Annotated in this window: 19 protein-coding genes; 3 read left to right on the top strand and 16 right to left on the bottom strand. The window is 55.9% G+C overall.

What is annotated here, in order from left to right; translation table 11 throughout:
• Positions 1-2: 2 nt before the first annotated feature.
• From ACR0DU_RS10350 to ACR0DU_RS10280, 15 genes are all read right to left on the bottom strand, one after another.
• On the bottom strand, positions 3-1,013 hold the full coding sequence (locus tag ACR0DU_RS10350; RefSeq protein ID WP_480874274.1) for a glycosyltransferase family 2 protein: 1,011 nt from the start codon (positions 1,011-1,013) through the stop codon (positions 3-5).
• 2 nt (positions 1,014-1,015) lie between these two features.
• Positions 1,016-7,462: a type I polyketide synthase gene (locus ACR0DU_RS10345; RefSeq protein ID WP_480874270.1), complete on the bottom strand. Its 6,447-nt coding sequence runs from the start codon at positions 7,460-7,462 to the stop codon at positions 1,016-1,018.
• 294 nt (positions 7,463-7,756) lie between these two features.
• Entirely contained in the window at positions 7,757-8,449 is a 693-nt protein-coding gene (locus ACR0DU_RS10340; protein WP_010442195.1) for a sugar transferase, read from the bottom strand.
• Positions 8,450-8,882: 433 nt separating this feature from the next.
• Positions 8,883-9,521: an MprA protease, GlyGly-CTERM protein-sorting domain-containing form gene (gene mprA, locus ACR0DU_RS10335; RefSeq protein ID WP_480874269.1), complete on the bottom strand. Its 639-nt coding sequence runs from the start codon at positions 9,519-9,521 to the stop codon at positions 8,883-8,885.
• 244 nt (positions 9,522-9,765) lie between these two features.
• Positions 9,766-10,632 (bottom strand): glucose-1-phosphate thymidylyltransferase RfbA, encoded by an 867-nt coding sequence (rfbA, locus tag ACR0DU_RS10330; RefSeq protein WP_010442193.1) that lies wholly within the window; start codon positions 10,630-10,632, stop codon positions 9,766-9,768.
• Positions 10,633-10,650: 18 nt separating this feature from the next.
• Positions 10,651-11,514: a dTDP-4-dehydrorhamnose reductase gene (gene rfbD, locus ACR0DU_RS10325; RefSeq protein ID WP_480874266.1), complete on the bottom strand. Its 864-nt coding sequence runs from the start codon at positions 11,512-11,514 to the stop codon at positions 10,651-10,653.
• A complete protein-coding gene (gene rfbB, locus ACR0DU_RS10320; RefSeq protein WP_010442191.1) occupies positions 11,511-12,551 on the bottom strand; it encodes a dTDP-glucose 4,6-dehydratase in 1,041 nt (346 codons plus the stop codon). The genes rfbD and rfbB overlap by 4 nt, the downstream gene beginning before the upstream one ends.
• Positions 12,551-13,117, bottom strand: a complete 567-nt coding sequence (gene rfbC / locus ACR0DU_RS10315; protein ID WP_480874264.1) for a dTDP-4-dehydrorhamnose 3,5-epimerase — start codon at positions 13,115-13,117, stop codon at positions 12,551-12,553. The genes rfbB and rfbC overlap by 1 nt, the downstream gene beginning before the upstream one ends.
• Before the next feature lie 82 nt (positions 13,118-13,199).
• The gene (gene xrtD, locus ACR0DU_RS10310) at positions 13,200-14,852 is read right to left on the bottom strand and encodes a VPLPA-CTERM-specific exosortase XrtD (protein WP_480874261.1); all 1,653 of its coding nucleotides are present in this window, start codon (positions 14,850-14,852) and stop codon (positions 13,200-13,202) included.
• A 185-nt stretch (positions 14,853-15,037) separates the two neighbouring features.
• A complete protein-coding gene (locus ACR0DU_RS10305) occupies positions 15,038-15,874 on the bottom strand; it encodes a glycosyltransferase family 2 protein (protein WP_170546040.1) in 837 nt (278 codons plus the stop codon).
• Between the two features lie 4 nt (positions 15,875-15,878).
• A complete protein-coding gene (locus tag ACR0DU_RS10300) occupies positions 15,879-16,298 on the bottom strand; it encodes a GtrA family protein (protein WP_480874258.1) in 420 nt (139 codons plus the stop codon).
• Complete coding sequence (locus ACR0DU_RS10295) at positions 16,279-17,454, bottom strand: FAD-dependent oxidoreductase (protein WP_480874255.1); 1,176 nt, start codon at positions 17,452-17,454, stop codon at positions 16,279-16,281. Before ACR0DU_RS10295 ends, ACR0DU_RS10300 begins: the two co-directional genes overlap by 20 nt.
• The gene (locus ACR0DU_RS10290; protein ID WP_480874253.1) at positions 17,451-18,503 is read right to left on the bottom strand and encodes a hypothetical protein; all 1,053 of its coding nucleotides are present in this window, start codon (positions 18,501-18,503) and stop codon (positions 17,451-17,453) included. Before ACR0DU_RS10290 ends, ACR0DU_RS10295 begins: the two co-directional genes overlap by 4 nt.
• Positions 18,500-19,342, bottom strand: a complete 843-nt coding sequence (locus ACR0DU_RS10285) for a sugar phosphate isomerase/epimerase family protein (RefSeq protein ID WP_480874252.1) — start codon at positions 19,340-19,342, stop codon at positions 18,500-18,502. The genes ACR0DU_RS10290 and ACR0DU_RS10285 overlap by 4 nt, the downstream gene beginning before the upstream one ends.
• Before the next feature lie 3 nt (positions 19,343-19,345).
• Positions 19,346-20,311, bottom strand: coding sequence for an NAD-dependent epimerase/dehydratase family protein (locus tag ACR0DU_RS10280; RefSeq protein ID WP_480874250.1), 966 nt, complete (start codon positions 20,309-20,311; stop codon positions 19,346-19,348).
• 839 nt (positions 20,312-21,150) lie between these two features.
• Between ACR0DU_RS10280 and ACR0DU_RS10275 the strand changes: the two genes are divergently transcribed.
• Genes ACR0DU_RS10275 through ACR0DU_RS10265 form a run of 3 tightly spaced genes read left to right on the top strand, consistent with a single transcriptional unit; the run spans position 21,151 to position 24,482 of the window.
• Complete coding sequence (locus ACR0DU_RS10275; protein WP_010442181.1) at positions 21,151-22,077, top strand: ExeA family protein; 927 nt, start codon at positions 21,151-21,153, stop codon at positions 22,075-22,077.
• The gene (locus ACR0DU_RS10270) at positions 22,074-23,630 is read left to right on the top strand and encodes a GumC family protein (protein ID WP_480874247.1); all 1,557 of its coding nucleotides are present in this window, start codon (positions 22,074-22,076) and stop codon (positions 23,628-23,630) included. Before ACR0DU_RS10275 ends, ACR0DU_RS10270 begins: the two co-directional genes overlap by 4 nt.
• A gap of 15 nt (positions 23,631-23,645) precedes the next feature.
• A complete protein-coding gene (locus tag ACR0DU_RS10265) occupies positions 23,646-24,482 on the top strand; it encodes a CpsD/CapB family tyrosine-protein kinase (protein ID WP_010442179.1) in 837 nt (278 codons plus the stop codon).
• 65 nt (positions 24,483-24,547) lie between these two features.
• On the opposite strand, the gene ACR0DU_RS10260 is transcribed toward ACR0DU_RS10265, so the two are convergent.
• Entirely contained in the window at positions 24,548-25,339 is a 792-nt protein-coding gene (locus ACR0DU_RS10260; RefSeq protein WP_480874244.1) for a WecB/TagA/CpsF family glycosyltransferase, read from the bottom strand.
• Positions 25,340-25,451 lie beyond the last annotated feature (112 nt).

The raw sequence follows: 25,451 nt of genomic DNA, 5'->3' as shown, positions 1-25,451 counted from the left end.
CTTCATTCTCCAATAACGGGCCTGGCCTGAGCATCCGGATTGCGCTTGCGCCACGGCGCGCGCATGCATGCGGACAGGTCATGCCAGGCAAGAGTACGCAAAAAATGGGGCGGCACACCGGTGCGCCTGCGTGTTATTAAGCAGCGCAGCCAGTGCAGAAAGCCACCAGTCAAATGTACGCAGGTAGCGCAGGCGGCGTAAAAAGCGCCATGGTTTTTGACGAAATAGTACAGGCGTGAGTCAAACCAATAGGTCGGCACCCGGTTCCAGTTCTTCATGCCGGTTGAAACAGATCCGATATGCATCACCTCGCTGGCGCGTACATAATCGGTGCGATACCCCGCGCGCGCCGCTCGCAGGCAGAGATCGGTTTCTTCGAAATACAGAAAAAACGTCTCATCAAATAGACCGATCTCATCCAGAACGCGTTGCCGCATCATCAGGCTGGCACCGGCCAGCCAGTCGACTGTTCGCGTTTCGGACGGGATCGGAATGGGTACGATCCGGTTTTTGAACAACCGGGTGACGGGGCCAAAGTTGATGCTGCTTTCAAACTCGCTTGCGACCGAAGGAAAGCGGAAGCTGGTCAGGTGGGGCTCGTCGTCGTCGCCGAATATGTAGCTGCCCGCAAACCCGGTTTCGGGTGTAGTTTCAAGATGCTCCAGCAAAATGCGAATTGCATCTGGAGCGGGGAAGGCATCGGAATTCAGGATGTAGACGTAATCGGGCCGCGTTCCGTCCGAAAGCCGCGCGCGCATACCTACATTGTTGCCAGCGCCAAATCCGCCGTTATGCCCTGACTGAATGACCCGAACGCGATTGTCCTGATCCCAGCCTTGATCATGAACATGGGTCGAGATCGCCGCGAAAGATCCATCTTGCGAGTCGTTGTCTACAACGATGATCTCTCCGGGGATCCCCTCCATGGCTATTTTTGCCGCCTCGACCGACCGCAACGTCATGTCCGCTGTTTTATAGTTCAGAATTACGGTCAGAAGTACAGGATCAGGCATGGCTATTCCGCTGCCTCTTGCAGAGTGGGTCGCGGGCGCAAAATTTGGCGTTCTGCATTTTCAAGGCAGGATCTCATCTGCGCTGCCAGCACCCGCACATTCGGCTCCAGCACCATCGAGTCGTGATCACCGGGCACTTCGAACACTTCGATATTCGGGGCCCAGGGTGTCCAGTCATTGTCATGGGTCAGATAGTAGCGTTCGTGGTGAACCAGCTTCCCGGGCGCAACCTCCCATTTTCCGACCAGCGGTGGCCTGAACAGGATTAGTGGTCCGTCCCAGGCATTCAGGGGATAGCTGTTCACGCTTTCCATGAACGCAGCTTCGATCTCGGTATCGTGGAACTGTTGGCCAGTTTCGGCGATCTCATCCTTGGGCTGACGCTTCTGTATTTCCCAGGCGATCCGGTTTTTTGCCCACTGAATCGGATAGCTTGCGCCTTTGTTCTTCAGCTCCTGCAACTGGATTACCAGACGATCCCGTCGCGTCAGCGGGTGGCGAACGGGCAAGGGTGTGTCCAGCATCACAAGCGCTGCGATCTCTTCACCGGCTTCGGTCAACTGACGCGCGATCTCGTAGGCGGTGATGCCGCCCCCCGAGAAGCCGCCCAGCATATAGGGACCGGTCGGCTGTACCTGCCGCATTTCGGCGATGTAGTCTCTGGCCGCTTCGCGCAGATCACGGTGTGGTTCTTCATCCCCGTAAAGACCGCGTGCCTGCAGCCCATAAAAGGGACGGTCGGTGCCCACCAGATGCGCCAGATGGCGCAGGTTCAGGACGTTTCCGAACATGCCGGCCACCAGGAAGAACGGTGTCTTCGGTCCGCCCTCGCCGGAATGCATCGGAACCAGATGGGTAAAGCGACGTTCCGGTGTGGCCGGGGCCGCAGTTGCCGGCGCATCGTCTTCGCCCGCGTCTATTGGCACGCCGCGGGCGGCGATCAGGTCGGCGCATGTGCGGATGGTCGGGGCCTCGAACAGGACCGAGATCGGGAAGTCCACATTGTAGGCCTTGCGGATCTGCGCGAACAGGCGCACCGCAATCAGGGAGTGCCCGCCAAGATCGAAGAAACTGTCCTCGACACCGATCTCGTCCACACCCAGAAGCTCTTGCCAGAACCCGGCCAGACGGCGTTCGATATCATTTTCCGGCGCAACGTAATCCGAGTCCAACTCGGGCCGTTGGAATTTCTGATCCGAGCTTTCGGTGGAGGCTCCGCTATCGGCAGCCTGTGCAATCAGCCCGTCAAGATCCAGCGAGGACAGGATGATCTGAGACTGCCCGCTGGTCAGCGCCTTGAAGAACAGGCCCGGCCCTTCTGATGCCGGAATGCCCTGAGACAGGTTATGGCGCAGCCGTTCTTCGGCCGGGGATAGGGGCGCTGGGGTGTCGACCTCGGAGGTGACGACAGGCGCGCTTTCGGTGAAGGCGAAATCCACGGCATCCTCCATCCGGCGGATCGAGAAGCCCTCGACCTCGATGCAGATCGTGCCGTCTGGCGCAGCGATGGTGACATCGAAGCTGGCGGTTTCGCCTTCGGCCCGGTTGTCACCCGCGTTGCGGACCCAACTGACGATCTGCGCGGGCAGCGGCGCAAAGACACGCACCGAGCGATACGAGACCGGCACCCATAGGTGCGAGGCCTGGTATCCTGCGATCAGCTCCATCGCCCAGCCCGTGGCCAGATCCATCAGGGCAGGGTGCAGGTGATAGCCCGCCTCGATATCCGTCTGCAAGCCTTCGGGCAGGGCCAGATGAGCCAGACCTTCATCCTGCCCCAGCGCGGTTGAGGTCAGGACCCGCCAGCGCGGACCAAAGTTCAGATGCGCCTCCTGCAGGGACCGCAGGCGCCCCGCACCCTCGGCCTGATGGGCCGTGCCACAACGGGCCGCGATGGCCGCAACATCCAGCGGTGCGGGTGCGATCAGCGGCAGCAGCGACAGGCTGGCCTGTGCATTCAGCTCGAACGCGTCATCCGATCCGCTCTCGACCGTCAGATCATAGCCAACATCGCTGCGTGGCAGGCGCAGACGGACCTGCTGATCTTTACTGTCCGCAACCGCAAGGGGGCGCAGGAAATACAGGTCACGGATTTCAAACGGGCCGGTTTCGCCCTGTACCCGCAGCGCTTCGGAGGCCAGCTCCAGATAGCCGGTGCCGGGTACCAAAGCGTGCCCGGCCTTGGTTCTGTGGTCATTCAGGAACCAGCGATCATGGGCGTTATAGGTCGCGCTCAGCAGGCGGTTGCCAGCGTCATCAAAGCTTGCCTGATCCAGCATCGGAACGCCCGCCGAGGTGACAGGAGCCGGTTCACTGGACCCGGTCCGTGCCTCCATCGCGTCGGCGGCCATGCCGACATCGGCCCAAATACCCCAGTTGACTGACACAACCTGCGTTTTGCCGCCCGAGCGCGCGCGGGCAAAGGCGTTCAGATAGTCATTGGCGGCGACGTAATCGACCTGACCCACAGGCGCTGTCGCGGTTGAGCTGGACGAGAACAGAACCAGCCAATCCAGCGATCCGTCGGGGAAGATCTGGTCTATGACCTGCGTGCCATGGATCTTGGGTGTGAACACATCCTCAATCTCCATCATGGTCTTGGTCATGATCGGCGCGTCATCGATCAGGCCGGCCGCATGAATCACCCCATTGATCTGGCCGAACTCCTGCGTCGCGCGATCCACGCAACGACGCATCTCTTCAACATTGCTGACATCCACGGATATCGGCAGAACTTTCCCGCCTACGGCTTCCAGCTTTTCGACGGCACGGATACGGCGGGCGGTCTTGTCCTGAGGCGCTGAATTGTTCAGCACGTTTTCCCATTGGTCCCGCGGCGGCAGTTCACCGCGGGCGAGCAGGACGATATTGGCATTCACCTTCGAAATTAGCGCCTCGGCCAGTGTCAGACCAATACCCCCAAAACCGCCGGTGATCAGATAGGTGCCGCCGTCACGCAGGGGTAGGTCTTCCAGAGACGGCTCTTCCAGTGCCTGCGGTCGATACCCCTGTTCAAACCGCTTGCCAGCACGGATTGCCGCCGTGAACGAGGCGGGCGGGGCCAGCAGGTCTTCCAGCACCTGATCCGTCAGGCCTTCGGGCAAGGCAGGGGTCCGGCGTTTGCCAGCGCTTTGTGGTAGATCGATATCCAGCAGCGCACAGGTCAGGCCGGGGAATTCGCGCGGGATCACCCGGGTCGGGCCGGTCACGGTGGCTTTTTCCGGATAGGGCAGAGCCTCATCCCGGACCTGTAATGCGCCCGAGCTGAGGACATGGAGGTGCAGGGGCATAGGCAGGTCTTCATCGCCGATTGCCTGTGCCAGAAAGAACAGGCCGTAAAAGCCTTGTTCCAGATTGCGGTGGAAAAAGCTGCCACCGGGGCGGAAGGTCTCGGCCTGTGTCAGCAGCCAGCCGTGCACGATCCGGGTCGGAATACGCTCTTGCGCTACCAGATCGCGGATCAAAGCATCATAGCTTTCGCGCCCGCGTTCCGGGGCCAGTTGATAGTGATCGTCACTGATGCGGGCAAAAGCATCGCCCGGCGTGATCGTGACCACCTTGTGCCCGGCTTGCTTCAGACGTTCGGTCAGCTTGCTGCACAGCCCGGCCTCATCCGCAAAGATCAGCCAGCTTTCCTGTGCCGCATCCGACAGATCGCCGGTAACATCGACATCGCAGGCCGCGTATTTCGGCGTCCAGGCGACGCGATAGCCCCAATCGGCTGAATCTTCAGTGCGCATCAACCACTGGCTGGCCGTCTCCGCCTGCGTCTTGCCGGGTTCGATGAAATAGGGTGAGCGCTGGAATGCATAGGTCGGCAGGGGTACCCGGTTGCGGCGCGCCTCACCCCAGATCTGTTCCCAGTCGAACGTGCCGCCCAAAGCCCAGATACGCCCCAGCATGGCCATGAAATAGGCATCGTCAGCCACATCATCATTCGGGTGGCGCAGGCTGCTGATCACCTGATTGGCGTCTACCTTGTCATGTTGCCCGGTCAGCGAAGCCAGCGCTTTGCCCGGGCCAACCTCAATAAAGATGCGCTCGGGGTTTTCAGACAGTGTGGTAATGCAATCGGCAAAATGCACGGTGTTGCGCAGATGGCCGACCCAGTATTCGGGGTCCGTGGCCTCGGCCTCGGTGATCCAATTGCCGCTGCGGTTCGAGGGGAAGGGGATCTGCGGTGCCTTCAATTCGATCGAGCGCAAATAGTCACCGAATTCCTGCAGGATCGGCTCCAGCATCCGCGAATGCGCGGCGATATCAATCGGTATACGCTGGCAGTCTACACCCTGATTGCGCAGGCGTTCCTCCAGATCGTCCAGTGCTGCCTGAGGTCCGGTTGCAACGCTCAGACTCGGGGCGTTGACAGCGCCCAGATCAAGCTCGTCTCCGAGAAGCGGTCTCAGATCGTCTGCGGGCAGGGGGACGCTCAGCATGCCGCCAGCGGGGACGGTATCGAACAGACGCCCGCGCAGATGCACCAGACCGATGCAATCCTCGAATGACATCACACTAGCCACGCAAGCGGCGGTGTTTTCGCCCATCGAATGGCCGACCAGAGCGGCGGGCTGAACACCCCATTCCATCCAGAGCTGCGCCAGCGCATATTCGGTGATCATGATCAGCGGTAACTGCACCGAGGGTGTTTTCAGTCGCTCATCTGCAGCCTCTTCCTGACCCGGTTCTGGCAACCAGATCGCACGAATGTCATAGTCAAGCTTGGCCTGCAGAATATCCAGACCGCGGTCCATCCAGTCGGCAAAGGTCGGTTCAGTTTCATAGAGGTCCCGTGCCATTCCAGCATACTGCGCCCCACCGCCGGGAAACATGAAGACTTGTTCGGGCGCGTCCGAAATCACCGTGTGCGTGAATACCCGGCGCGGATCATTTTCCTCCAGTGTGGCCGCTGCCTCTTCATGGGTTTCAGCGACGATTACACGCCGCTTTTCAAACCCGCGCCGCCCGTTTTTCAAGGTCCAGGCGATGTCCGCCAAATTCTGATCTGGATTGGCGCGCAAATGCTCGGCTAATGCGGCACTGTTGGCATCCAACGCTTTCTTGCCTCGTGCCGAGAGAGTGAGGATCTGAAACGGCCAGTCCGAAGGTTGGGACGCGGCCCGCTCGGGCGCTTCTTCCAGAATAGCGTGTGCGTTGGTCCCGCCGACGCCCAAAGAGTTGACACCGGCTCGTCGTGGGCCGTTGTGCGGAACCCAATCGGTGAGGGTGTCGTTCACCTGGAACGGGCTGTTTTCGAAATCGATGGCAGGGTTGGGCTTTTCATACCCAAGGCTGGGCGGGATCTGCCTGTGGTGCAGTGCCAGCGAGGTTTTGATCAAGCTGGCGACCCCGGCGGCGGTATCCAAATGGCCAATATTGGTCTTGACCGAACCCAACCGGCAGAAACCGGTCTCGTCCGTGGTTTCCGAAAACGCCTGGGTCAGGGCCGCAACCTCGATCGGATCACCCAGATAAGTGCCGGTCCCGTGGCATTCGATGTAGTCCAACGTGTCGGCCTGAACGTCGGCCATCACATGGGCCTCCGATATCGCAGCAGCCTGACCATCGACAGACGGAGCCAAATACCCGGCTTTAGCTGCCCCGTCATTGTTGATCGCCGTGCCCCGGATCACGCCCCAGATATGGTCCCCATCCTCAATTGCGTCAGACAAACGGCGCAGGACAACAGCGCCTGCACCTGACCCAAAAACAGTACCTTGCGCACGATGATCGAAGGCATGGCAGTGGCCATCAGGCGACAGTACTTCGCCTTCTTTGTATACATAGCCCCTGTTGTGGGGCAGCTCGATCGTGACCCCTCCGGCAATTGCCATGTCGCACTCACCAGTCAGTAAGGCCTGTGTTGCGTAATGGGTTGCAACCAACGAAGTCGAACACGCGGTCTGCACGTTCACACTTGGCCCTTTGAGGTCGAGGATATGGCTGAGCCGTGTGGACATGAAATCCTTGTCATTGCCCGTGTGGCGCAACAGAAACATGCCCACATCGTCGACCAGATCCCGGTTCGAACAGACGTTGAAATAGAAATAGCTGCCCATTCCGCATCCGGCGAATACACCGATGGGACCAGGAAAGCTCTCAGGCGGATGACCGGCGTTTTCCAGTGCCTCCCATGCCACCTCCAGAAACTGGCGGTGCTGCGGATCCATGATGGCGGCTTCCTTCGGCGACAGCCCGAAAAACTCGGCGTCGAATTCTTCGAACCGGTCCAAAGGCGCGGCGAAGGGAACATAGTCCGGCCGCTCAAGCAGGTGCGGTGTTTCACCGTTTGCAAGAAGCTGTTCTCTGCTGAGTTGGCGGATCGATTCCACCCCCTCACGCAGATTGGACCAATAGGCTTCAATCGAAGACGCGCCAGGCAGATGCGCGGCCATGCCAACGATTGCGATGTCGCCGTCCCTGGCAGAAATACTCACTGTAGAACCATCCATTAATAAACCGGTTTGAGTTTATGTCCCGCTGTAGGGATTGCCAAACGAAAGTGGTGCATGTGCTCTGAATTTTATGGCCTTTGCTGCACTCGATCCCCATCATTGTGGTGCAGGAGCCTTATAACGTTAAGAAAATGTCGTATTCGAGCCTTAGGGCCGGGATATTCAGGAAAGAAGAGCGTACATCAATGGTTTCCGAATGCTCCACAATCCTAAGGTGGAAAACTCATTGCGCCAGTCCAGGGAAGCCTTGGGCTGGCGCGGCACAGCTACGCTGCAGTTGAGAATACTCGCTTAGATGCCCGTGGCTCGGACGACCACGCCAACCGTGGAGTACAAAATACCCAGATCGGTTTTGAGGTTCAAATTTCTGGCGTAGGAAGTGTCGAACTCGGCGCGACTTGCGAAGGAAGTGGCATTGCGCTCGGATACTTGCCACGACCCTGTCATGCCGGGGCGCAATGAGAAATAGGCCTCGCCCGGATACAGCTTTCGCTGTTCGGGAAGCATCGGGCGTGGTCCGACCAAGCTCATTTCACCCATCAGCACGTTCCACAACTGCGGCAGTTCATCCAGAGATGTTTTGCGAAGCGCAAGGCCGAACTGCGTGATGCGGGGATCGTTCTGCAGCTTTTGAGTTTCGTCCCATTCGCTGCGGGCCTCCGGGTTTGCGGACAGGTAATCATCAAGCATCGACTGCGCATTCGGAACCATCGAGCGCAGTTTCCACATCTTGAAAATCCGACCATCGCGGCCGACACGAGATTGAGCATAAAATGGGTTCGAGCCATCGCGCGCAACAAGAAGAGCCAACACCAAAACGATGGGTGCTACGATTGGCAAAGCCAACAGGACGATAGTCAAGTCAAGCAGGCGTTTGAATACACTGCGGTAAATTTGAGTTGTTTCGCTGGCTGCTCGACCGGCCTGTATAACAGTGCCACAGGCTCTGGAATCGGCGCGAATGTTCGTATCTTGAATAGACATATCAACCTTTAACCTTAAGCCAAATCTGGCTTCACCATTACGCTGCAATCCGTGGGGCAAAAAAATATCCCCTTAGAATCGGACCGCTGCAGACACGATATACTACGAAACTGTGCCACAAGTACGTGAACCAGTTTATACAGTTTTTAGCAACTTCTCAAAGCGTGAATCTGGTCCGAACGACATTTTTTCGCCTTATTTGAAGCACAATTGAGCACTTTAACTGCCATTGTTCCGTATTGTAGAAGTGCAAACAATTTTGAGTTGAGGTTCATTTCTTAACTTTCCTAAGTGCAGCAAATTGCCAATCTTTGCCTCTTTGTCTTTGAGGGTGAGCCGGGTTGTGCAATCTGATTCGCTCTGTTGGTTGTCATGTTGCTAAAAAGCCTGCCGGTCCAGGCAGGCTCTGAATTGGTTCTGAAACAAGCTGATATCAGGCAACACGCCGACGTTGACGTTGACGTATCAGGCCAAACCCAGCAAGACCGCCCATCAGCAACAGAGCTGCCGAGGGCAGAGGAACCGCAGCAACAGTTGCGCTGGAGACGACGAAATCATCGTTGGCGCCGAATGCTGCCACAGAAAATCCGCGAGCAATGGTGTTATCGCCGAAGAAGAAAGTCCTTTCATCGGTGAATGTGCCAGGCTGCCCGTCTCCGTGCACATTGACCCAGGCGTCATCGTCGTCACGCCGCCAACCCAATCTGCCTTTTCGATATGCGGTGAAGCTGGCGAACGTGACCGACACAAGCTCAACTGCGGAATCAAATGTGAAGGTCAGCCAATCGTCGCCGCGACTACCATCAATCCTTGAATTGTCGTTATACGAGCCATTATCAACACCAATCCCATTACGATGGGCCGTGATGGTTGAGAAGAGGCCGCCGTACACAGTTGAGCCAGACCAGACAGATCCGGAAATACCACCCTCATCGAAAGTTGCCGCGCGTGTTCCTACACGGTCAAGGTCGCCGCCGCGAGTGCCGGTAAAATCCAAAGTTACAGGAGTGGCATTTGATGTGGTCGCTATACATGCGACGGCAGATGCAATTGCCAGAAGCCTTCTGAGCATGGCGCGAACTATCCTAACCAAGTAAATCGGTAACACTGATCCGAAATTGTCAGAAAGTAGCCGTTGTTACCATCTAAAATTTTGAATTTTGACAAAAAAGTGTCCTCTGGTGGGCGGTATCATAAGTTGAATGAACGATCAGCGCTTTGCAGGTCTTATTGTTGCCAAAAAAGCTTCAATGACTGTGATGCGATCAGACTGAATCGGAGTACTGCCCGCAGAAGACTTGGTATCGACTCAGCGATTACTTTAGAAGCAGCTCTAGATATTCACCATAAGTGGACTTAGAGAACAGCTTTGCGCGTTCGGCTAAGGCTTGATCATCGATCCAGCCATTAGCCCAGGCGATTTCGTCAAGGCTTCCGGTTTGCATGCCTTGGCGGTCGGTCAACGTGCGGACGAAATTGCTGGCATCCAGCAGTGACCCATGCGTGCCCGTGTCCAGCCACGCAAAGCCTCGACCCATGGTTTGAACGTCCAACCTCCCTTCGGCCAGGTAGGTTTCGAGTAGAGACGTGATCTCAAGCTCACCGCGCGCGGAGGGTTGGACTTGCCGAGCGCGGGCGGGCGCGTCCGCATCCAGAAAATACAATCCCGTAACTGCATAATGCGACGGTGGTATCTTGGGTTTTTCGATGATTGCGCGTGCTTTGTTTCCATCAAAATCGACCACGCCATAGCGTTCGGGGTCAGCCACGCGATAGGCGAACACTGTACCGCCCTGAACTTGCGCATCTGCAACGCGTAACAGGTCGGGCAGGCCATGGCCGAAAAAGATATTATCACCTAAGATCATCGCGGATGGCGCTCCTGCCAAAAATTCCTCTGCCAGTATGTAGGCTTGCGCCAGGCCATCAGGGGAGGGCTGAGTAATCCAAGTCAGGGACAGGCCATATTGGCTGCCATCGCCCAACAGACGCTGGAACTGATCCTGATCCTGAGGCGTGGTGATGATCGCAATCTCGCGGATATCGGACAGCATCAGAACACTGAGGGGATAAAAGATCATCGGCTTGTCATAGATCGGCAGCAATTGTTTTGAGACGGCCATGGTGATCGGGTAAAGCCGTGTGCCGGATCCACCGGCAAGAATAATACCTTTGCGTTGCATAGCTTATCCTCTCAAATACTAGTCGCTCAGGGCATTCAATTCGGCCAGAACATCGGTCAGGCCGGCTTTCCAATCGGGCTGTGGGATATTAAGTATTTCCATGAGCCGTGAACAATCGAGGCGTGAATTCAGTGGCCTTGTGGCCTGGGTCGGGTAGTCTACGGTTTGGATATCATTGACCTGAGAAGCCAAACCCGCTTGTGAAACAATTTCACGGGCGAAATCTGCCCAACTGACATCCGGCGCGCCCGCGTAATGAAACACGCCGCCCTCGAATGCGGGGGCTGCCTTGGCGATCGCCAAAAGTGTCTCGGCAATATCAGCGGCAGGCGTTGGCCCCCCGATCTGATCTGCCACGATAGACAGCGTGTCCCGGTTTTCGGCCAACCGAAGGATGGTTTTTACAAAGTTCTTCCCATGTGCAGAAAACACCCAGCTTGTGCGCAGAATGGCGTGCCAGCCTCCGGCCTCGGCAATCCGGCGTTCTCCTTCCAGCTTGGTTCGGCCATATACCCCTAGTGGACCGGTCGAGTCTTTGATCGCGTGCGGGGTTCTGCCTGATCCGTCGAAGACATAGTCGGTTGAGATGTGCAGGAACGGCAGACCGCGCGCTGCCGCGGCGCGTGCCATGGCACCGGGCGCATCTCCGTTGATCAGCTGGGCCAAATCCGGTTCTTTTTCGGCCTCATCAACCGCTGTATAGGCGGCGGCATTGATGATCACGTCTGCATCCGCACGACGAATTATTTCAGCACAAGCGACGGGGTCGGACAGATCGGCCCGGGATCGATCTAACGCTTCGAGTGTGACACCATGCACGCCTGCACGTCTGTGCAGCTCTGACGCCACTTGACCGGTATAGCCGAAGACCAGCGCCTTCATCGCGCAATCCCGAGCCGCTCACCTACGCCGCTTCGGGTATGCAGGGCGTTGAGCCATGCGTCGTTGTCCAGATACCACTGCACGGTCTGCTTAAGGCCAGTTTCGGGTGTGAAGGTGGGGCGCCAGTTCAGCTCTTCCCGAATGCGTTTCGGATCAATGGCATAGCGGCGGTCATGACCGGGGCGGTCAGTGACAAAGGTGATCAGATCGGCATAAGGCGTCTTGCCTGGCTTCAACTGGTCCAAAATTGCACAGATCATCCGGACCAGATCTAGATTGGTCATCTCGTTTTCGCCGCCAATATTGTAGCTTCGACCCAGTTTGCCTTTTTCTAACACCAGCAACAACGCCTTGGCATGATCTTCGACATGCAGCCAATCGCGAATATTATCGCCAGCCCCGTAGATCGGGATCGGTTTGCCGGACAATGCATTCAGGATCACTACCGGGATCAGCTTTTCCGGAAACTGATAGGGGCCGTAATTGTTCGAGCAATTGGTCATAACCACCGGCAGACCGTAGGTTTCGCGCCAGGCGCGGACAAGATGATCCGAGCTTGCCTTCGAGGCAGAATAGGGAGAATTGGGTTGATAGGGGCTGTCTTCGGTGAAAAACCCGGTCTCGCCCAGCGAGCCAAAGACTTCGTCGGTTGAGATATGGTGAAACCGGAAGGTCTCGGGGCGACCTGCATCCATCCAATAGGCGCGGGCCGCTTCCAGCAACACATATGTCCCGGTTACATTGGTGTCGATAAAGGTCGCAGGACCGTCGATTGAGCGGTCGACATGGCTTTCGGCGGCCAGATGCATGATCGCGTCGGGCTGATATTTGCACAGGATCGCAGACATCGCCGAGGCATCCCGAATGTCCGCATGTTCAAACGCGTATTCAGGCGACTCTGATGCGGAAGCGACGTTATCCAGACAGGCCGCGTAGGTGAGGGCGTCGACATTTACGATCGAATGTCCATAGGCAATCGCTCGCCGAACAACGGCAGAGCCGATAAAGCCAGCACCGCCCGTGACCATAATTTTCATTAACCATCCTCAATCGTAAACGGGGACTCTATATCTCGCAAAAATGGGGCTGCTTTATCTTTATCTGATATTTTGGATTCGGCCATGTCGAGGGGCCAATTAATTCCAATATCGGGATCATCCCACCGAAGGGCGCCTTCTGTTTCCGGCGCGTAGGTGTCCGAACATTTGTAGACAATCTCTGTCTCCGGCTCCAACGTCATGAAGCCGTGGGCAAACCCGGCAGGAACCAGCAGCATCCGGCCATTCTCAAAGCTGAGTTCTGCGCCAACCCATAGACCAAAGGTCGGCGACCCTCTGCGGATGTCGACGGCAACATCAAAAAACCGCCCACGCCCGCAGCGAACCAGTTTGGCCTGAGCGCGCGGCGGGGCTTGAAAATGCAGGCCGCGCACCGTGCCTGCGGATCGGGACAGCGAATGATTATCCTGCACGAACACAGTCTCGATGCCATGGTTGACAAAGCTGTCGTGGTTGTAGGTTTCCTCAAAAAAACCGCGGTGATCGCCGAAACGCCGGGGCGTGATCAGTCGGATATCGGGGATATCAAGAAATTTAATGTCCATTATTCCAAATTTCCCGTTTCACGGTCCTGCGGAGCGCAGCTTTGCAGCGCAGGGATAGTTGTTTGTATAGTCCGGGATTTTGTCAACGACTTAAAGGCGTTGTATCGAATGCTTTGGTACTCGGGAGTCCCGGAGAAAAACGAGGTAACTCTGATAAAATGTCCCGAGTAGCGGCGTCAAGGCGCGCCTTGGCCTGTGCCATTGCGTCGTTCTCGGTGCTCTCGATGGGCGTGATCAGGCGGATTAGGGCGCTGTCATTACGCCCGTTGATAATCTTGCCTTTCAGAAGCTGCAGTTTCGCCCAAAATCCCGATGCGGTGCGCTGCCCCTGTTGTTCGAACCAGAAATAGACAAGCATGCGGGTCTGGCCCTGCTGGATGATCGCCTTATTCAACGTAAAGGCCTGATCCCCTGCAACCGGCGCATCAATCTGTTCCAATTGGGCAATTTCCCAACCTCCACCCGGCAGACAGACTTCTGGGGAATGAACACCCCCCTGGTTCTGATCCGCGTACCACGCCATGAACAGATCGACCTGTTGCAGATCTCCTGGTCGTTGCAACTCTGCCGAATAATAATCATCGGCGGCGAGGATCTGCGCGACCGTTGGATCGAGCACCCGGGCCGGGCCGCTTTGCCAGTCGCCGATGCGGGTCGGAAACAGGGCAAATGGGTCGCGTACAATCGGGATGGTTGTGTCGCGCGTAGGGATGGCTGACCACAGGATCGCTACTATCATAGCCAGGATGGTGCATCCAATCAGGGCGCCCGAGGGCTGAATGTGCCGTATCCGGGCTGCCTGCTGTAACAGCCCGCTTGTGTCCAGATCCAGTGCCTCGACCAAACCCATCTTGTCACGCCGCAGAAACAGCATCAGCCACGCCAGTGCGAACAGCAACAGGATGCAGGCGACGAAGATCACCCAGCCTTCGAAGAAATGAGAAACCCCTTCGACATACTCCATGCCATACGTGTTTACGACCAGCCCGGCCAAGGCGATGCGGGCCGAGTTCATGAAAACCGCGATCGGTGCGGTGGCCAGCAAAAGAACGGCCTTGTGCCAGGTTGGGCCTCGATACAGTACCGCAAAGATGTAAGAAAAACTTAGGATCGGAAACAGATAACGCAGGCCGGAACAGGCCTCGGCCACGTGCAGCTTGTAGACCCCGAGATCGATGATGTTGCCCTGCAGAAACACTGGCACCTGCAAAAACCGCAGAAAATAAACTCCGAGTTCCGACGAAACCCCCTGCAAATATGTTGAAACCCCGTAATAAAGGCCGACGGGCAGAGGCAGCATATAAATCAGATGCAAGACCGGCGGCCAGAAGTTACGCCCGCGCTGCCATCCAAAGCTGATCAGCAATATGGCTCCGACCCAAAGGATCATCGCATAGGCGACAATATCGCCGATCTGGATCAGCTTTCCTGCAATTGCCAGGCACAGGGAAAAAGCAAACAGGATCACACCCGGTTTGCGGTCGGGCAGCGGACCGGTGATGACCGGCACCGTTTTGAGTTGCCTCAGAAACAGCAGCGCAGACAATAGCGGGATGAGCGGTCCATGGCTGTATTCAGGCAGGCTCCAGGCCTCGAACAGTTCATTAATGCCGTCCTGAAACAGAATGAATGAGGCAATCGTCATCACGATCAGCCAGAACATACCCCAGCCCGACAGGGACGAAAGGCCCGTGTTGATGCCGTTGGTTGATTGGGGGACCGTTATTTTCTCCAAAGCTCGGGAGCCTCTGTGATGAAACAAACAACTAATTAAACCTGCGGGCGCAGTGTAGCGAAAACAGCTGAAAAAGCCATGTGCTTTTGTCTGACGGCGCTCACCTTATGGTGAGCTTTGGTGCTGGAGATTTTCCAGATGAGCAAATATCTAGAAAGCTTGTTCTGACTATCGCCGGATCAGTTTTAAGGTGAATACCGCCCCAACGCGGCAGCCAGTGTTTGTTGCAGGATCTTCAACTTGCCGGAAAACCCCGCGATCTTGGTGGGGGTTTTGCCACTCTTGGGATAGCTGCGTGACACCGGAACTTCGGTGACACGCAGCCCAAGCTGCCCGGCGCGCACACTGAGATAGAACAATAGCTCATAAGCGTTGAACACGTCACGGAACGGCTGCACGGCAAGATTGAGAAGATAACTTGCAGAATAGGCGCGATAGCCGTTTGTTGTGTCTGTCAGCTTCGAGCCCGATGCCAGACTCAGCATCGGCGCGTGGATCATGCGGTTTGCCACCGTACGTTCGAGCGGCGTGTTTTTGTGGGCGCCATCCGGATGATAGCGCGAGCCCTGAACATAGTCATAGCCTTCCGACAATTTCTGCAAAAACAGAGGAACGGCATCCATGCCATCTTTCCCGTTACCATCCACAGTCACGATGCCTTGGTACCCTTGCTTCAATGCCCAAGCATAAGCCATGCGAAGTTGAGCGCTGAGTTTTCCGGGCCCGGTTTTGGTCAATCGTGCGCGTACACCGACGTCGCGCAGGAAATCCTCTTCCAGCGAGCCGTCGGTCGATCCTCCATCGGCTATAATGATGTCAATTGGGTGGTTCAGCGCGGCAAGATTGCGCAACTGCCCTTGAATCCGCTTGCCCTCGTTCAAGACAGGTATCACCAGCACAGCGTCATGCAGTTTCGGGCTCAACTCTAGGCTATCGAAGTCCGGCACCTGCCAACTCGCATCGTCGACGGCGGCAAGCGATGGCGCAGCGTCCTGATATTCGGTGTCGGTACTTGGGGACATCCGATCATTCTCCAGATGTTGATTGGGGCTGATCGTTGCGTTGAAAAACCCAGTGTTTTGAAAGCAAAAAATTGGCGGTGAAAGACACGCCGACTGCCAGGCACAAGATCACCATAGGCGCTGTCTGTGCAGGAAGCAGGGCGGCCAATACCCAGACCGCTACAGCTCGAACTGCCATGGTGACGCCAAGCGCCCCCAGATACCGAAGCCGTCGCGAGCCGGAGCCTTTTGCCTTTTGCCCGGCAAAGGCCCAAAGATCGAGAACGACAAAGTTAAAGATCGCACCAAAGACCACACCGATAACGGCGGCGAGTTCAATCGGGACACCAATCGCCAACGCACTGCGCGCGGCGGCCAGATCGACGATCAGGCCAAGCGCCACCGTGGCGCCATATCGCAGAAACTCATGCCGTTTCCGTGACATGGCCGTCTCTGTCCGCAAGGATATATCGAAAGTCCGCTCGTTTCAGCGCATCATGCTGGGTGCGTAGATGGGAAAACAGATCATAAATATTGTCGATCTTACCGCCCAGCACAGATGTGACTCGACCACCGCGCGGTTCTTCGTGGACAAGAATTGGGCGTCCGTCGTCAACTTCGTTCTTTACCAGAACCGTTTTGACCTCATAGATCGAATCTCCGTCCGAAATGCCCCCTACGCAAGGCAGATACCGGGACGCGTCCAGAACCATGTGTCTGAGTCGACTTTCAGGCTCAAGCCGGGCGAAAGCGTCGTAGGGTGAAACCGGTCTTGATTGATCCGTCCAACTGACATGCGGAGTGTAACGCACATGGGTCAGCGAATACTTTCCTGCCGCTGGATAGGGCATGAGCGAAAAGAACGGCCCATCCATCACCGTGACCGCATAGCCCTGCATCTCGTCGGGCGGATCAACGAGGGCAAGCTCTGTCATTTCGTGTTTAAGACGCGCCTGAGGCAGACCGGATTGACGGAGCACGTGGTTGATCTGGGCATAGGTAACGTTGAATACGTGGTCTGCAAAAATTTCGCTGCCATCCGACAAATGAACGACCGCTGCATGTGCATCTGAGTTGTCGTCGATGGACAAGACCTCGGTCCCAAGCCGCAAATCGAGATTGAGCGCATCCATCCGGGCCGCCAGTTGATTTGCCAGGACAGAGTAGTCAAAGGCAAATTCATTCGCGCGAAAAACCGCCTCGATCCGGTCGTCATCGAACAATGCGGCTTCCTGCCGCGACGCCAACGCAATCGGCGCCTTCATATTCTCGAACATTTTGCGAAATCGATTGGCAGACACTTTCGAACGTTGACGCGCCACGGCATAGAGCATCTGGAAATCAGATACGATCGCATCGGGAAAATCATTGGCGAAACGATGGCACAATTTGCGTGATTTCAACGCAGTCAACATCGAACGCGGGTAATGAAAGCCTGAGTGCAAGCGCGCCTGATTGACCCGCGATGCGCGCGTCATGATCTCGGATCCTGCTTCGACCAGAACGACATCGCGCGTAGTCGAGCGTAAAAACAGGGCCAGGCAACAACCATAGAACCCGCCGCCTATCACCAGATACTTGACTCGACGCGGCGAGGTCACGGTGCACCACCTGCCGAACGCTTCTGTACTAATGCGGTTGGCGCGGGGGCTTCTTGCCGATCTTCAAGCTTTTCGGTGCCATCTGTATCGACATTGAGCGCATTCGACACGCTTTCAAACAGATCAACCGAACTACGCTCGGCCACCAGATAGTCGACTGTACGGCCGCGTATGATCTCCATCGCCTTGCGCAGGGTCACACAAATCGCAAACAGAGCGGCACCCAGGAACGCGAGCATACCCGAAATCGAAAGCGACAGGGTGGTCCAGCCTTCGGCGATATCCGTTTTGGTGAGATATATGACCACCACATAGATCGCAAAAAGCACCGCGCTGACAAACATGAATGCAGAAAACAATGCCACGGCACTCAGCAGTGAAGGTCCCGCTTCGGTCACCATCCGTAGTAGCAGGTCAGACCGGCTGGTTGTGCGCGCCACCCAGGTGGATTCGTGAACGGATGCGGCACCTTTGACGTCGGGCGCGCGTCGAAGCACGGTCAACGAGTTGTCCCGAGGCGGAAAGCGCAGGGCGAGCACAGGGTTCGCATCGTTGAGCAGGCGATTCAGGGCCGTACGCGGTATCGTGATGGTCTGCATGTCGCGGGTGCTGGCCTGAAATCCGCTGGCACGGCCAAGAATTGCGATGAAAGGTTCGGCCATCACCATGGCCTTGCGCTGACCCAAGACAACAGCGTTGTGGTCCTGTGCTTTGTCGATCATTGCGGGAATATCGAAGCTGTTCACCTCGTTCACCGAGGTGATGACCACAAAGTCTCCGATCGCTTCCGAGGCGGCAATGACCCGGCGTTGACTGTTGTCTAATCCGCGTACCACCGACAGATAGCGCACGTTCGGGACTGTGATCAGCGCCTCTTCCAAGGCGGTATCGTAGCCGGTTTCGTTGACGACGAGTATTTCCCAATAACGGTAGTTGTTCTTTAATATTTCCGCAGTCGCCGCGATATGCGGAACCGCAGTGTCGGGAGCGTAGGCGTCTGTGAAGCATACAGAAATCAGTATGTCGTCGCGCAGCTTCGGTCCCCTCATGGATCGCCTCCGCTGAGATGACGTGCCGCCGACAGGTTTCTCAGCGCGGTATCCAGACCAGTCAGCCCATCCTCGGGACGACGCATTTCGATCGAAACCGCGCGTTGGTATCCAAGCGTGCGCAGGGTGTTCAGCACCAATGCCGCATCTTCCGGGCTTGCAGGTGCGGGGGCGAGAAAAGGTTCGCTGATGTGGACATGGCTGAGCATCTGGCCCGCCGCAGTCAACTGATCCTTGACCCGATCAAATGTGCCGGTCAGCAGCGTCGCACCAACGTCGAAATTCAACATGATTGCAGCATGATCAGCGCGTTTCACGAAATCAAGCGTTTCATCGGGCGTTATCAGGAAATTGGTGTCATATTCTTCTGGATTGCACTCCATCGCGATTATTGTGCCCGCAGCTGCGGCGGCGTCAGCGAGCGGTGTCAGAATTTCGATGGCCCTGTCGACAGCTGCGACCGGTTGCATTTCCGGTGGTCGCTGGCGCTGTTTGGGTGAGCCCATCACAAGATTGGGTATCTCGAGCCGACCTGCCAAAGTGATTGCGCGTTTCAATCCCCATTCAAAGGCCATCCGTCCAGTATCTTCACCGAATAAATCGGCACCTTCGACTCCGAAAAGCAGAGACTGCATCGAAACGAGTGTCAGCCCGAATTCTTCAAGTTCGTCCCGAACTGACGCGATCTGGGCATCGGTTGGCTCGAAAGGGTCGTCTGCAGTGTTGAACAGCAGGCCAGGGGCGATCTCTAGCCCAGTAATGCCCTCAGCCTGTAGCCTGGCATAGGCGTCGCGGCGATCATCTGCGGTCCAGGCGATATTTGAAACGGCATATTGCATTGCTCAACCTTCCATCGAGGCTGAGAAGAAACTGGTCAGTGCCGCCAGTACGTCATCGCCGGAGCGATTGTATGGACCGTTTTGGCCGAAAAGCCCAGCGTGTTGAGTGCGCATGTCTTCCTGGTGGAGTTTTCCGGCAGTTTCGGGCATGTTCCGTCCGATGAGGGCGCGATGAACTTCGGATGCCATAAGCGGTTCCGGCGCAAGGTGCAGAACATCCAGCCCGGCCTCCAGCGCAAGGTTGATGTCCGAATTCAGTCGCGTCATTTCATAAAACTGATAGGTGGTTTGGCAGTTGTGGAACATGACGGCGTTAATGCCAAGTTGATCCGCCTCGGCCGTCAGTTCAGCCCGATCCGGCAAGGCTGCCAGTGCAGCACGATCGATCACGTACATACCAATTGCATCATCGGCGGAGTAAATTTTACCTAACGTTGGGGTCAATGAGGCCGGGAGCTGGGTTTCCAGCTTTTCATACGCGGCCGAATTCAGCATGGTGGGCATGGGATTCATCAGGTCGAAGATGAAGTTCTTCATCAACCCGGGCCCGAACAAGGCTGGTAAGCGAACGATCAGGCATTGCGGGAAATGGGCTTGACAGGCTTGCTCCAGCCTTCTGCGGTTGACGCCATAGGCGACGGTTTCCTGGTAATTTGCATTAGTTTCAGTATATCTGCCATCGAAACGGTCCAGTACGGCGATTGTTGAAATCAGCACAAATCTGCGCGCTTGCATCCGTGAAAGCGAGGCGATCAATGCATCAATGCTTTGGGCGTCGCGGTCCGGATACTTGTTGGCCTCAAACATTGAACCGGGCGCAGCAGCGCAATAGAGCGTGTCAAATCTCTGGCCTTCGGCGTTTTGCACGTTGCGAGAGTTAAACCTATGCGCATCCGGCAGAGCTCGCGCGAGGGTTGAACCAACAAAGCCAGAGTGTCCTAGAATGCCGATATCGAATTGTAACGCCATGGTCAGATTGTCTCCAATCGGCTTTGTTACTCATTACTTACATCGCGGACGGACCGCAGCGATACACAATAAACCAGAGCCCGGTAAACTTGGACCAGCCAGATGGCTGACCCCTGGGCCCCGTTGACGATGATGCCAGAGCAATCGGACACCGCCAAAAGTGGAGTAAGCCCCGGTTTCGAGTCTGTCAAAGAGAAAGAACCGGCCGGTAACCCCGTTCAGATAGCGCCTTTTCGGAGATTCTACCAAGTTGGCTAAGCAGAAGCTTTAGCCCGGACAACTCTCACACTGTATCGAGCGCTGACTCGTCGAGCGCTCGAGTTCTTCACAATAGCGGCATCAGGTCGCGATTGTTTCCAATGCGCGTCGAAAATTCATTGGCGAATCTGAATAAAATTCAGCTGCTCTGCCCGACATGCAGGCTCCAAATTTGCAGCCAATTCAGTCGATGAGTCTGACCGCAGATGCCAGTGAAGCAACCTTTGCAAATGAATTACGGCACATTACGACGCTTTGCGTGGGTGCGTCATGGTCTGTTCTCGACGCAAAAACCCTTGAAATGCTGAAGCAAACGTTCACTTTGCACACACTCGGGTTGTGCTATGCTGAAGTGCGAGGGAATTCTGAGACAATGACGGGGATTCGGGATTGATATCTTTATACTCATCCCCGCAGGATGACTGGTCTTGTACGCGTTGCCCGAAAAACCGCTTAAGTTGTGGCCTAAATCACATGTGTTTGCTACGAGAGGTGGTAAGTAAATAGTAGCTGTAGTTTAGAGTGTAGCGCTAAAAAGTCTGAATTCCCGAACCACTATGGGGATATCCGAGAGTTCGGATATGTTGGCGCAAGTAAATGAGTACGAGGATTTGAATATTCGTCCCAGCCAAACACCGAGCGACAACTCTAGTTCGCTTGACATCTACTCCGCTCACTTCGGGTTAACCGAGCGGCCTTTTTCCCTGTTACCCGACCCGGAATTCATTTTCTGGTCGAAAGCTCATCTTCAGGCGTACACGATGCTGGAGTACGGCATCCTGACAAGAGCGCCGATCACCCTGATTACCGGCGATGTGGGGGCTGGCAAGACAACGCTGTTGCACCATCTTCTGAAAAGCGTCGGGAGTGATGTGAAGATCGGCTTGATCTCAAACGCCCACGGCGATCGTGGCGAGCTGTTGCGCTGGGTCTTAATGGCGTTGGATCAGCCCGCCCCTGCTGATGCTACCTATGTCGACCTCTTTGCCAATTTCCAGGCCCATTTGATTGAGGAATATGCCAAAGGTCACCGGGTGATCCTGATATTTGACGAAGCTCAGAACCTGACATCTGAATCGCTGGAAGAGCTCAGGATGTTCACGAACATCAATTCAAACAAGGATGAATTGTTGCAGTTGGTCCTGGTTGGGCAACCCGAGCTACAGGAAATCATCCGTCGCCCAGAAATGCGTCAGTTTGCGCAACGCGTGGCGTCGAGTTTCCACTTGAAGTCAATGGATAAGAAAACAGTGCGCAAATACGTGGCACACAGACTTGATGTAGCAGGGGCCGAACGCAATTTTTTCAGCCCGGCCGCAACCGATCAGATCTACGAGTCCACAAAAGGAGTGCCGCGTTTGGTTAATCAGCTTTGCGATCTGTCGATGGTTTATGCCTTTACGCGAGGCCGCAAAGGCGTCGTGCAGCACACGGTAGAGATGGTCCTCAACGATGGTGCCTTTTTCGCCGCGAGTTTGGATTCGGACAAAAACGGCCTGACATCATGACGAACGATATCCGGTTTTACCTTTCTTTGGTGTGGCGCAGGCTCTATTTCATTATCCCTATCATTGTGTTTTGCACACTTGCTGGCATTTACGCGGCATTTTTGCTGCCGCCGGTTTACAAAGCCCAATCTCGGCTGGTTGTGGAATCCGCGCAGATCCCGGGAGATCTTGCCTCAACAACCGTGCAGGCTAGCGTCGTCGAAATTCTGCAGGTTATCCAGCAACGGGTTATGGCAAGGGCCAATTTGCTGGAATTGTCGCGCCGCTTTGGCGTGCATGACGACCAACCAAATTTGACATCGGACGAAATCGTCTGGGATATGGAAGAACGGATTGAGCTTCAGTTACCCTTTGATACCCGAAATCAGGCCGCATTCGTGACAGTATCTTTTGCGGCACCGGATGCCGAGAATTCGGCCCGGGTTACCAACGAACTGGTCACGCAGATCCTGCAAGAGAACGTGGCAATGCGCACAGGTGTTGCGGCGCAAACGCTGGACTTTTTTGTGCAAGAGGTGGCTCGTTTGGATGGTGAAATGGCAGAGCAAAACCGCAAGATCCTTGAATTCAAAGAGGCGCATAAAGATGCCTTGCCGGACAGCCTGACCTATAGCCGTGAACGCCAGTCCTCGTTGCAGGAACGTATATTGCAGTTGGATCGCGAACTGTCGGGTCTGCGCGACCGTCGTTCCCGGCTTGTTGAAGTCTACGAACGGACTGGGCGTTCGGACCTGGCCGGTGAGAGCCTGACGCCGGAACAGCGCCGTCTGCGGCAATTGCAGGACGAGCGGGCCTCGGCTCTTGTAATCTATTCATCTGATCATCCGCGCATTCGGTCGCTGGACGGTCAGATCGCGGCGTTGGAGGCGGCCAATATCCAATTGGGTCTTGGCACTGAAACGGCACCCAATTTCACAGCGTTCGACCTCCAAGTTTCCGATATCGATGGGCAGATCGATTTCATCGAGGCTCAAAAAACCGACATCAATACCGAACTGGAATTACTGGCCCAATCCATCGAGGCCACGCCAACTAATGCGATTGCCCTTGGCACGCTCGAGCGGGACTATGATAATCTGCAATTGCAATACACTCAGGCGACGGCCAGCCTCGCTGAGGCTCGCACCGGCGATCAAATCGAGGCGCAATCTCGCGGCCAGCGCATCACCGTGACAGAACATGCCACTGTACCGACGTTCCCAGCGGAACCTAGTCGCAAAAAAGTTGCAGCCATTGGGATGGCCGCCGGTTTGGCGTTGGCAGGGGGGCTGTTTGTACTACTAGAGGTCCTCAATTCGACGGTACGTAGACCTGTCGATATATCCTCGCGTCTTGGCGAACCTGTTTTTGGAACTGTGCCATATATGTGGACGAGACGCGAGATCGCTATCCGTCGCAGCATGATTGTCGCTGGGCTGTGCCTTCCGATCGTGGGTGCAGTTGCGGCTTTGTATCTCATTCACTTATATTACTTGCCACTTGATCTTGTTATCGAAAAGGTCGCCGAAAAGCTTGGCGCGACATATTTGCTTGATCGGTTGAATTTGGGATAACGGGACACGAAGGTTATGGAACGTATTCAAACTGCCATCCAGAAAGCCCGCGAAGCGCGGAGAGTTTCTGATGCAGATAAAAAGGAGCAGACCTCCGCGCCGACGCCGGTCGAAACACTGCAGCCAGAGGGGTCTCCTGCTTCACTTAAGGAAAAGCTGTGGGCAGACCTGCCCAAGTATAAATTGAATCCGAAGCAGTTGATGCGGGCACGTATTTCCGGCCACGAGGCGACTACAGAATCTGTATCCTTCGATGTGTTGCGCACACGTATGATGCATCAGATGCAAAGCAATAACTGGCGCCGGGTCGCAATCGCATCGCCCGGTTCTGCCTGTGGCAAGACAACTCTGTGTCTGAATCTAGCTTTTAGCTTTGCGCGTCAGCGAAATACCCGGGTGATATTGGTCGATCTCGACCTGCGCCGCCCATCGATTCACAAGTTGCTGCAAACAGGTGAATATCACTTTGCTAAAGCGTTGGAAGGTGAAAGTCAGCCAGAAGATCACATCGTTTGCTATGATGAAAAGTTGGCTTTTGCTCTGAATAGCCACTCGGTCCCGGAGTCAGCCGAGTTGCTTCAGGACAAAGATGCGGCCCATGTCATTGATCGGATGGAAGAGCGGTATCAGCCCGACATCATGTTATTCGATACGCCCCCCATGCTGACCTGCGACGATACATATGCCTTTCTAGATCAGATTGACTGCGTGCTTCTGGTGGCCGCTGCGGAAAATTCTACTGCTGAGGAGCTGGAGAAGTGCAAAGACGAGATTTCGGCACGCTGCAATCTCTTGGGCGTGGTATTGAATAAATGCCGTTATCTCGAAACGCTGGATAAATACGGCTACTGACGATTGTTGTCAGCAGGTGTGGGGTTGCCCAGGCTTGAGCAAGACAATGTCCGCTGGCGCGAGATTCAACGCGTGAAACGCGCCCACAAGGCCTGCCACGACAACTTTGGCAAGATGACCAAACACCGCCCGTAGCGCGTTGCCAAACGAACCGGGTGGCTAACCATGCGCCAGACCCATTCCAAGGCCAGTTTGCGAACCCAGGACGGTGCCCGTGTCTGGCTGCCTGCGATAAAATCAAGCCCAGCCCCAATCGAGACAAAACCGCAGGCTGGTGCAAGCTGCGCCCCGCGGACCGCCAGCATTTCTTGTTTGGGCGCACCAAGGGCCAAGAAGCACAGGCGCGCACCTTCCGTGTGGATTGTTTCAAGATAGGTGGCAACTTCGGGCCCATCGGGATCAAGCCCAAAGGGGGGCGCAATCTTTGTCACGAAGCGGAGCCCGGGATTATCCTTTTCCAGTAGGTCCGCTGCGCGATCCAACGTGTCCTGAGTTGCCCCCAGCAGTGCGACGGATATGCCGTGCTCGGCGGCCAGCCGCGCGAGCGGGGCGATAAGGTCTGAGCCGGGCATCAGTTCGATGGATCGTCCCGCCAGACGCGACAGCCACACAATGGGATTGCCGTCAGCGACGACGTGAGTGTGCGCAATATAGGCTGAATGAAACTCGGGCATCTGACGCATCTTCACGATGTGGTCCAGATTCAACGTGGCCAGCGTAAAGCCTTGCCCTTTATCCCAGCAGCTGACGATACTTTCAAAAAGTCCTGCTTTTGTTGGCTGACTGACCAGCGACAGAAACTCCGGGCCTTGCGCTGTTTGTTGTGTCGCAATGTCAGTTTCGGAATTCACAAACACTATTCCACTCTTATTGAACCAATGACCTTTGATGGCTCAGCAATGTGTTGTTGTCTATTGTTAGTTGCTGGATTTTGCTGGAGCGGCCAAAATACGTTTATTGTTCCGGCGG

The organism is Ruegeria sp. G2 (genome assembly GCF_056533505.1).
The sequence above is the reverse complement of the archived record's forward strand: the minus strand, read 5'-3'. Positions and strand labels throughout refer to the sequence as shown.

Excerpts from the sequence above, each read along its gene's own strand:
- ACR0DU_RS10350 (WP_480874274.1), bottom strand. The coding sequence starts at position 1,013 with ATGCCTGATCCTGTACTTCTGACCGTAATTCTGAACTATAAAACAGCG.
- ACR0DU_RS10345 (WP_480874270.1), bottom strand. The coding sequence starts at position 7,462 with ATGGATGGTTCTACAGTGAGTATTTCTGCCAGGGACGGCGACATCGCA.
- ACR0DU_RS10340 (WP_010442195.1), bottom strand. The coding sequence starts at position 8,449 with ATGTCTATTCAAGATACGAACATTCGCGCCGATTCCAGAGCCTGTGGC.
- mprA (WP_480874269.1), bottom strand. The coding sequence starts at position 9,521 with ATGCTCAGAAGGCTTCTGGCAATTGCATCTGCCGTCGCATGTATAGCG.
- rfbA (WP_010442193.1), bottom strand. The coding sequence starts at position 10,632 with ATGCAACGCAAAGGTATTATTCTTGCCGGTGGATCCGGCACACGGCTT.
- rfbD (WP_480874266.1), bottom strand. The coding sequence starts at position 11,514 with ATGAAGGCGCTGGTCTTCGGCTATACCGGTCAAGTGGCGTCAGAGCTG.
- rfbB (WP_010442191.1), bottom strand. The coding sequence starts at position 12,551 with ATGAAAATTATGGTCACGGGCGGTGCTGGCTTTATCGGCTCTGCCGTT.
- rfbC (WP_480874264.1), bottom strand. The coding sequence starts at position 13,117 with ATGGACATTAAATTTCTTGATATCCCCGATATCCGACTGATCACGCCC.
- ACR0DU_RS10305 (WP_170546040.1), bottom strand. The coding sequence starts at position 15,874 with ATGTCCCCAAGTACCGACACCGAATATCAGGACGCTGCGCCATCGCTT.
- ACR0DU_RS10300 (WP_480874258.1), bottom strand. The coding sequence starts at position 16,298 with ATGTCACGGAAACGGCATGAGTTTCTGCGATATGGCGCCACGGTGGCG.
- ACR0DU_RS10290 (WP_480874253.1), bottom strand. The coding sequence starts at position 18,503 with ATGAGGGGACCGAAGCTGCGCGACGACATACTGATTTCTGTATGCTTC.
- ACR0DU_RS10285 (WP_480874252.1), bottom strand. The coding sequence starts at position 19,342 with ATGCAATATGCCGTTTCAAATATCGCCTGGACCGCAGATGATCGCCGC.
- ACR0DU_RS10280 (WP_480874250.1), bottom strand. The coding sequence starts at position 20,311 with ATGGCGTTACAATTCGATATCGGCATTCTAGGACACTCTGGCTTTGTT.
- ACR0DU_RS10275 (WP_010442181.1), top strand. The coding sequence starts at position 21,151 with ATGTTGGCGCAAGTAAATGAGTACGAGGATTTGAATATTCGTCCCAGC.
- ACR0DU_RS10270 (WP_480874247.1), top strand. The coding sequence starts at position 22,074 with ATGACGAACGATATCCGGTTTTACCTTTCTTTGGTGTGGCGCAGGCTC.
- ACR0DU_RS10265 (WP_010442179.1), top strand. The coding sequence starts at position 23,646 with ATGGAACGTATTCAAACTGCCATCCAGAAAGCCCGCGAAGCGCGGAGA.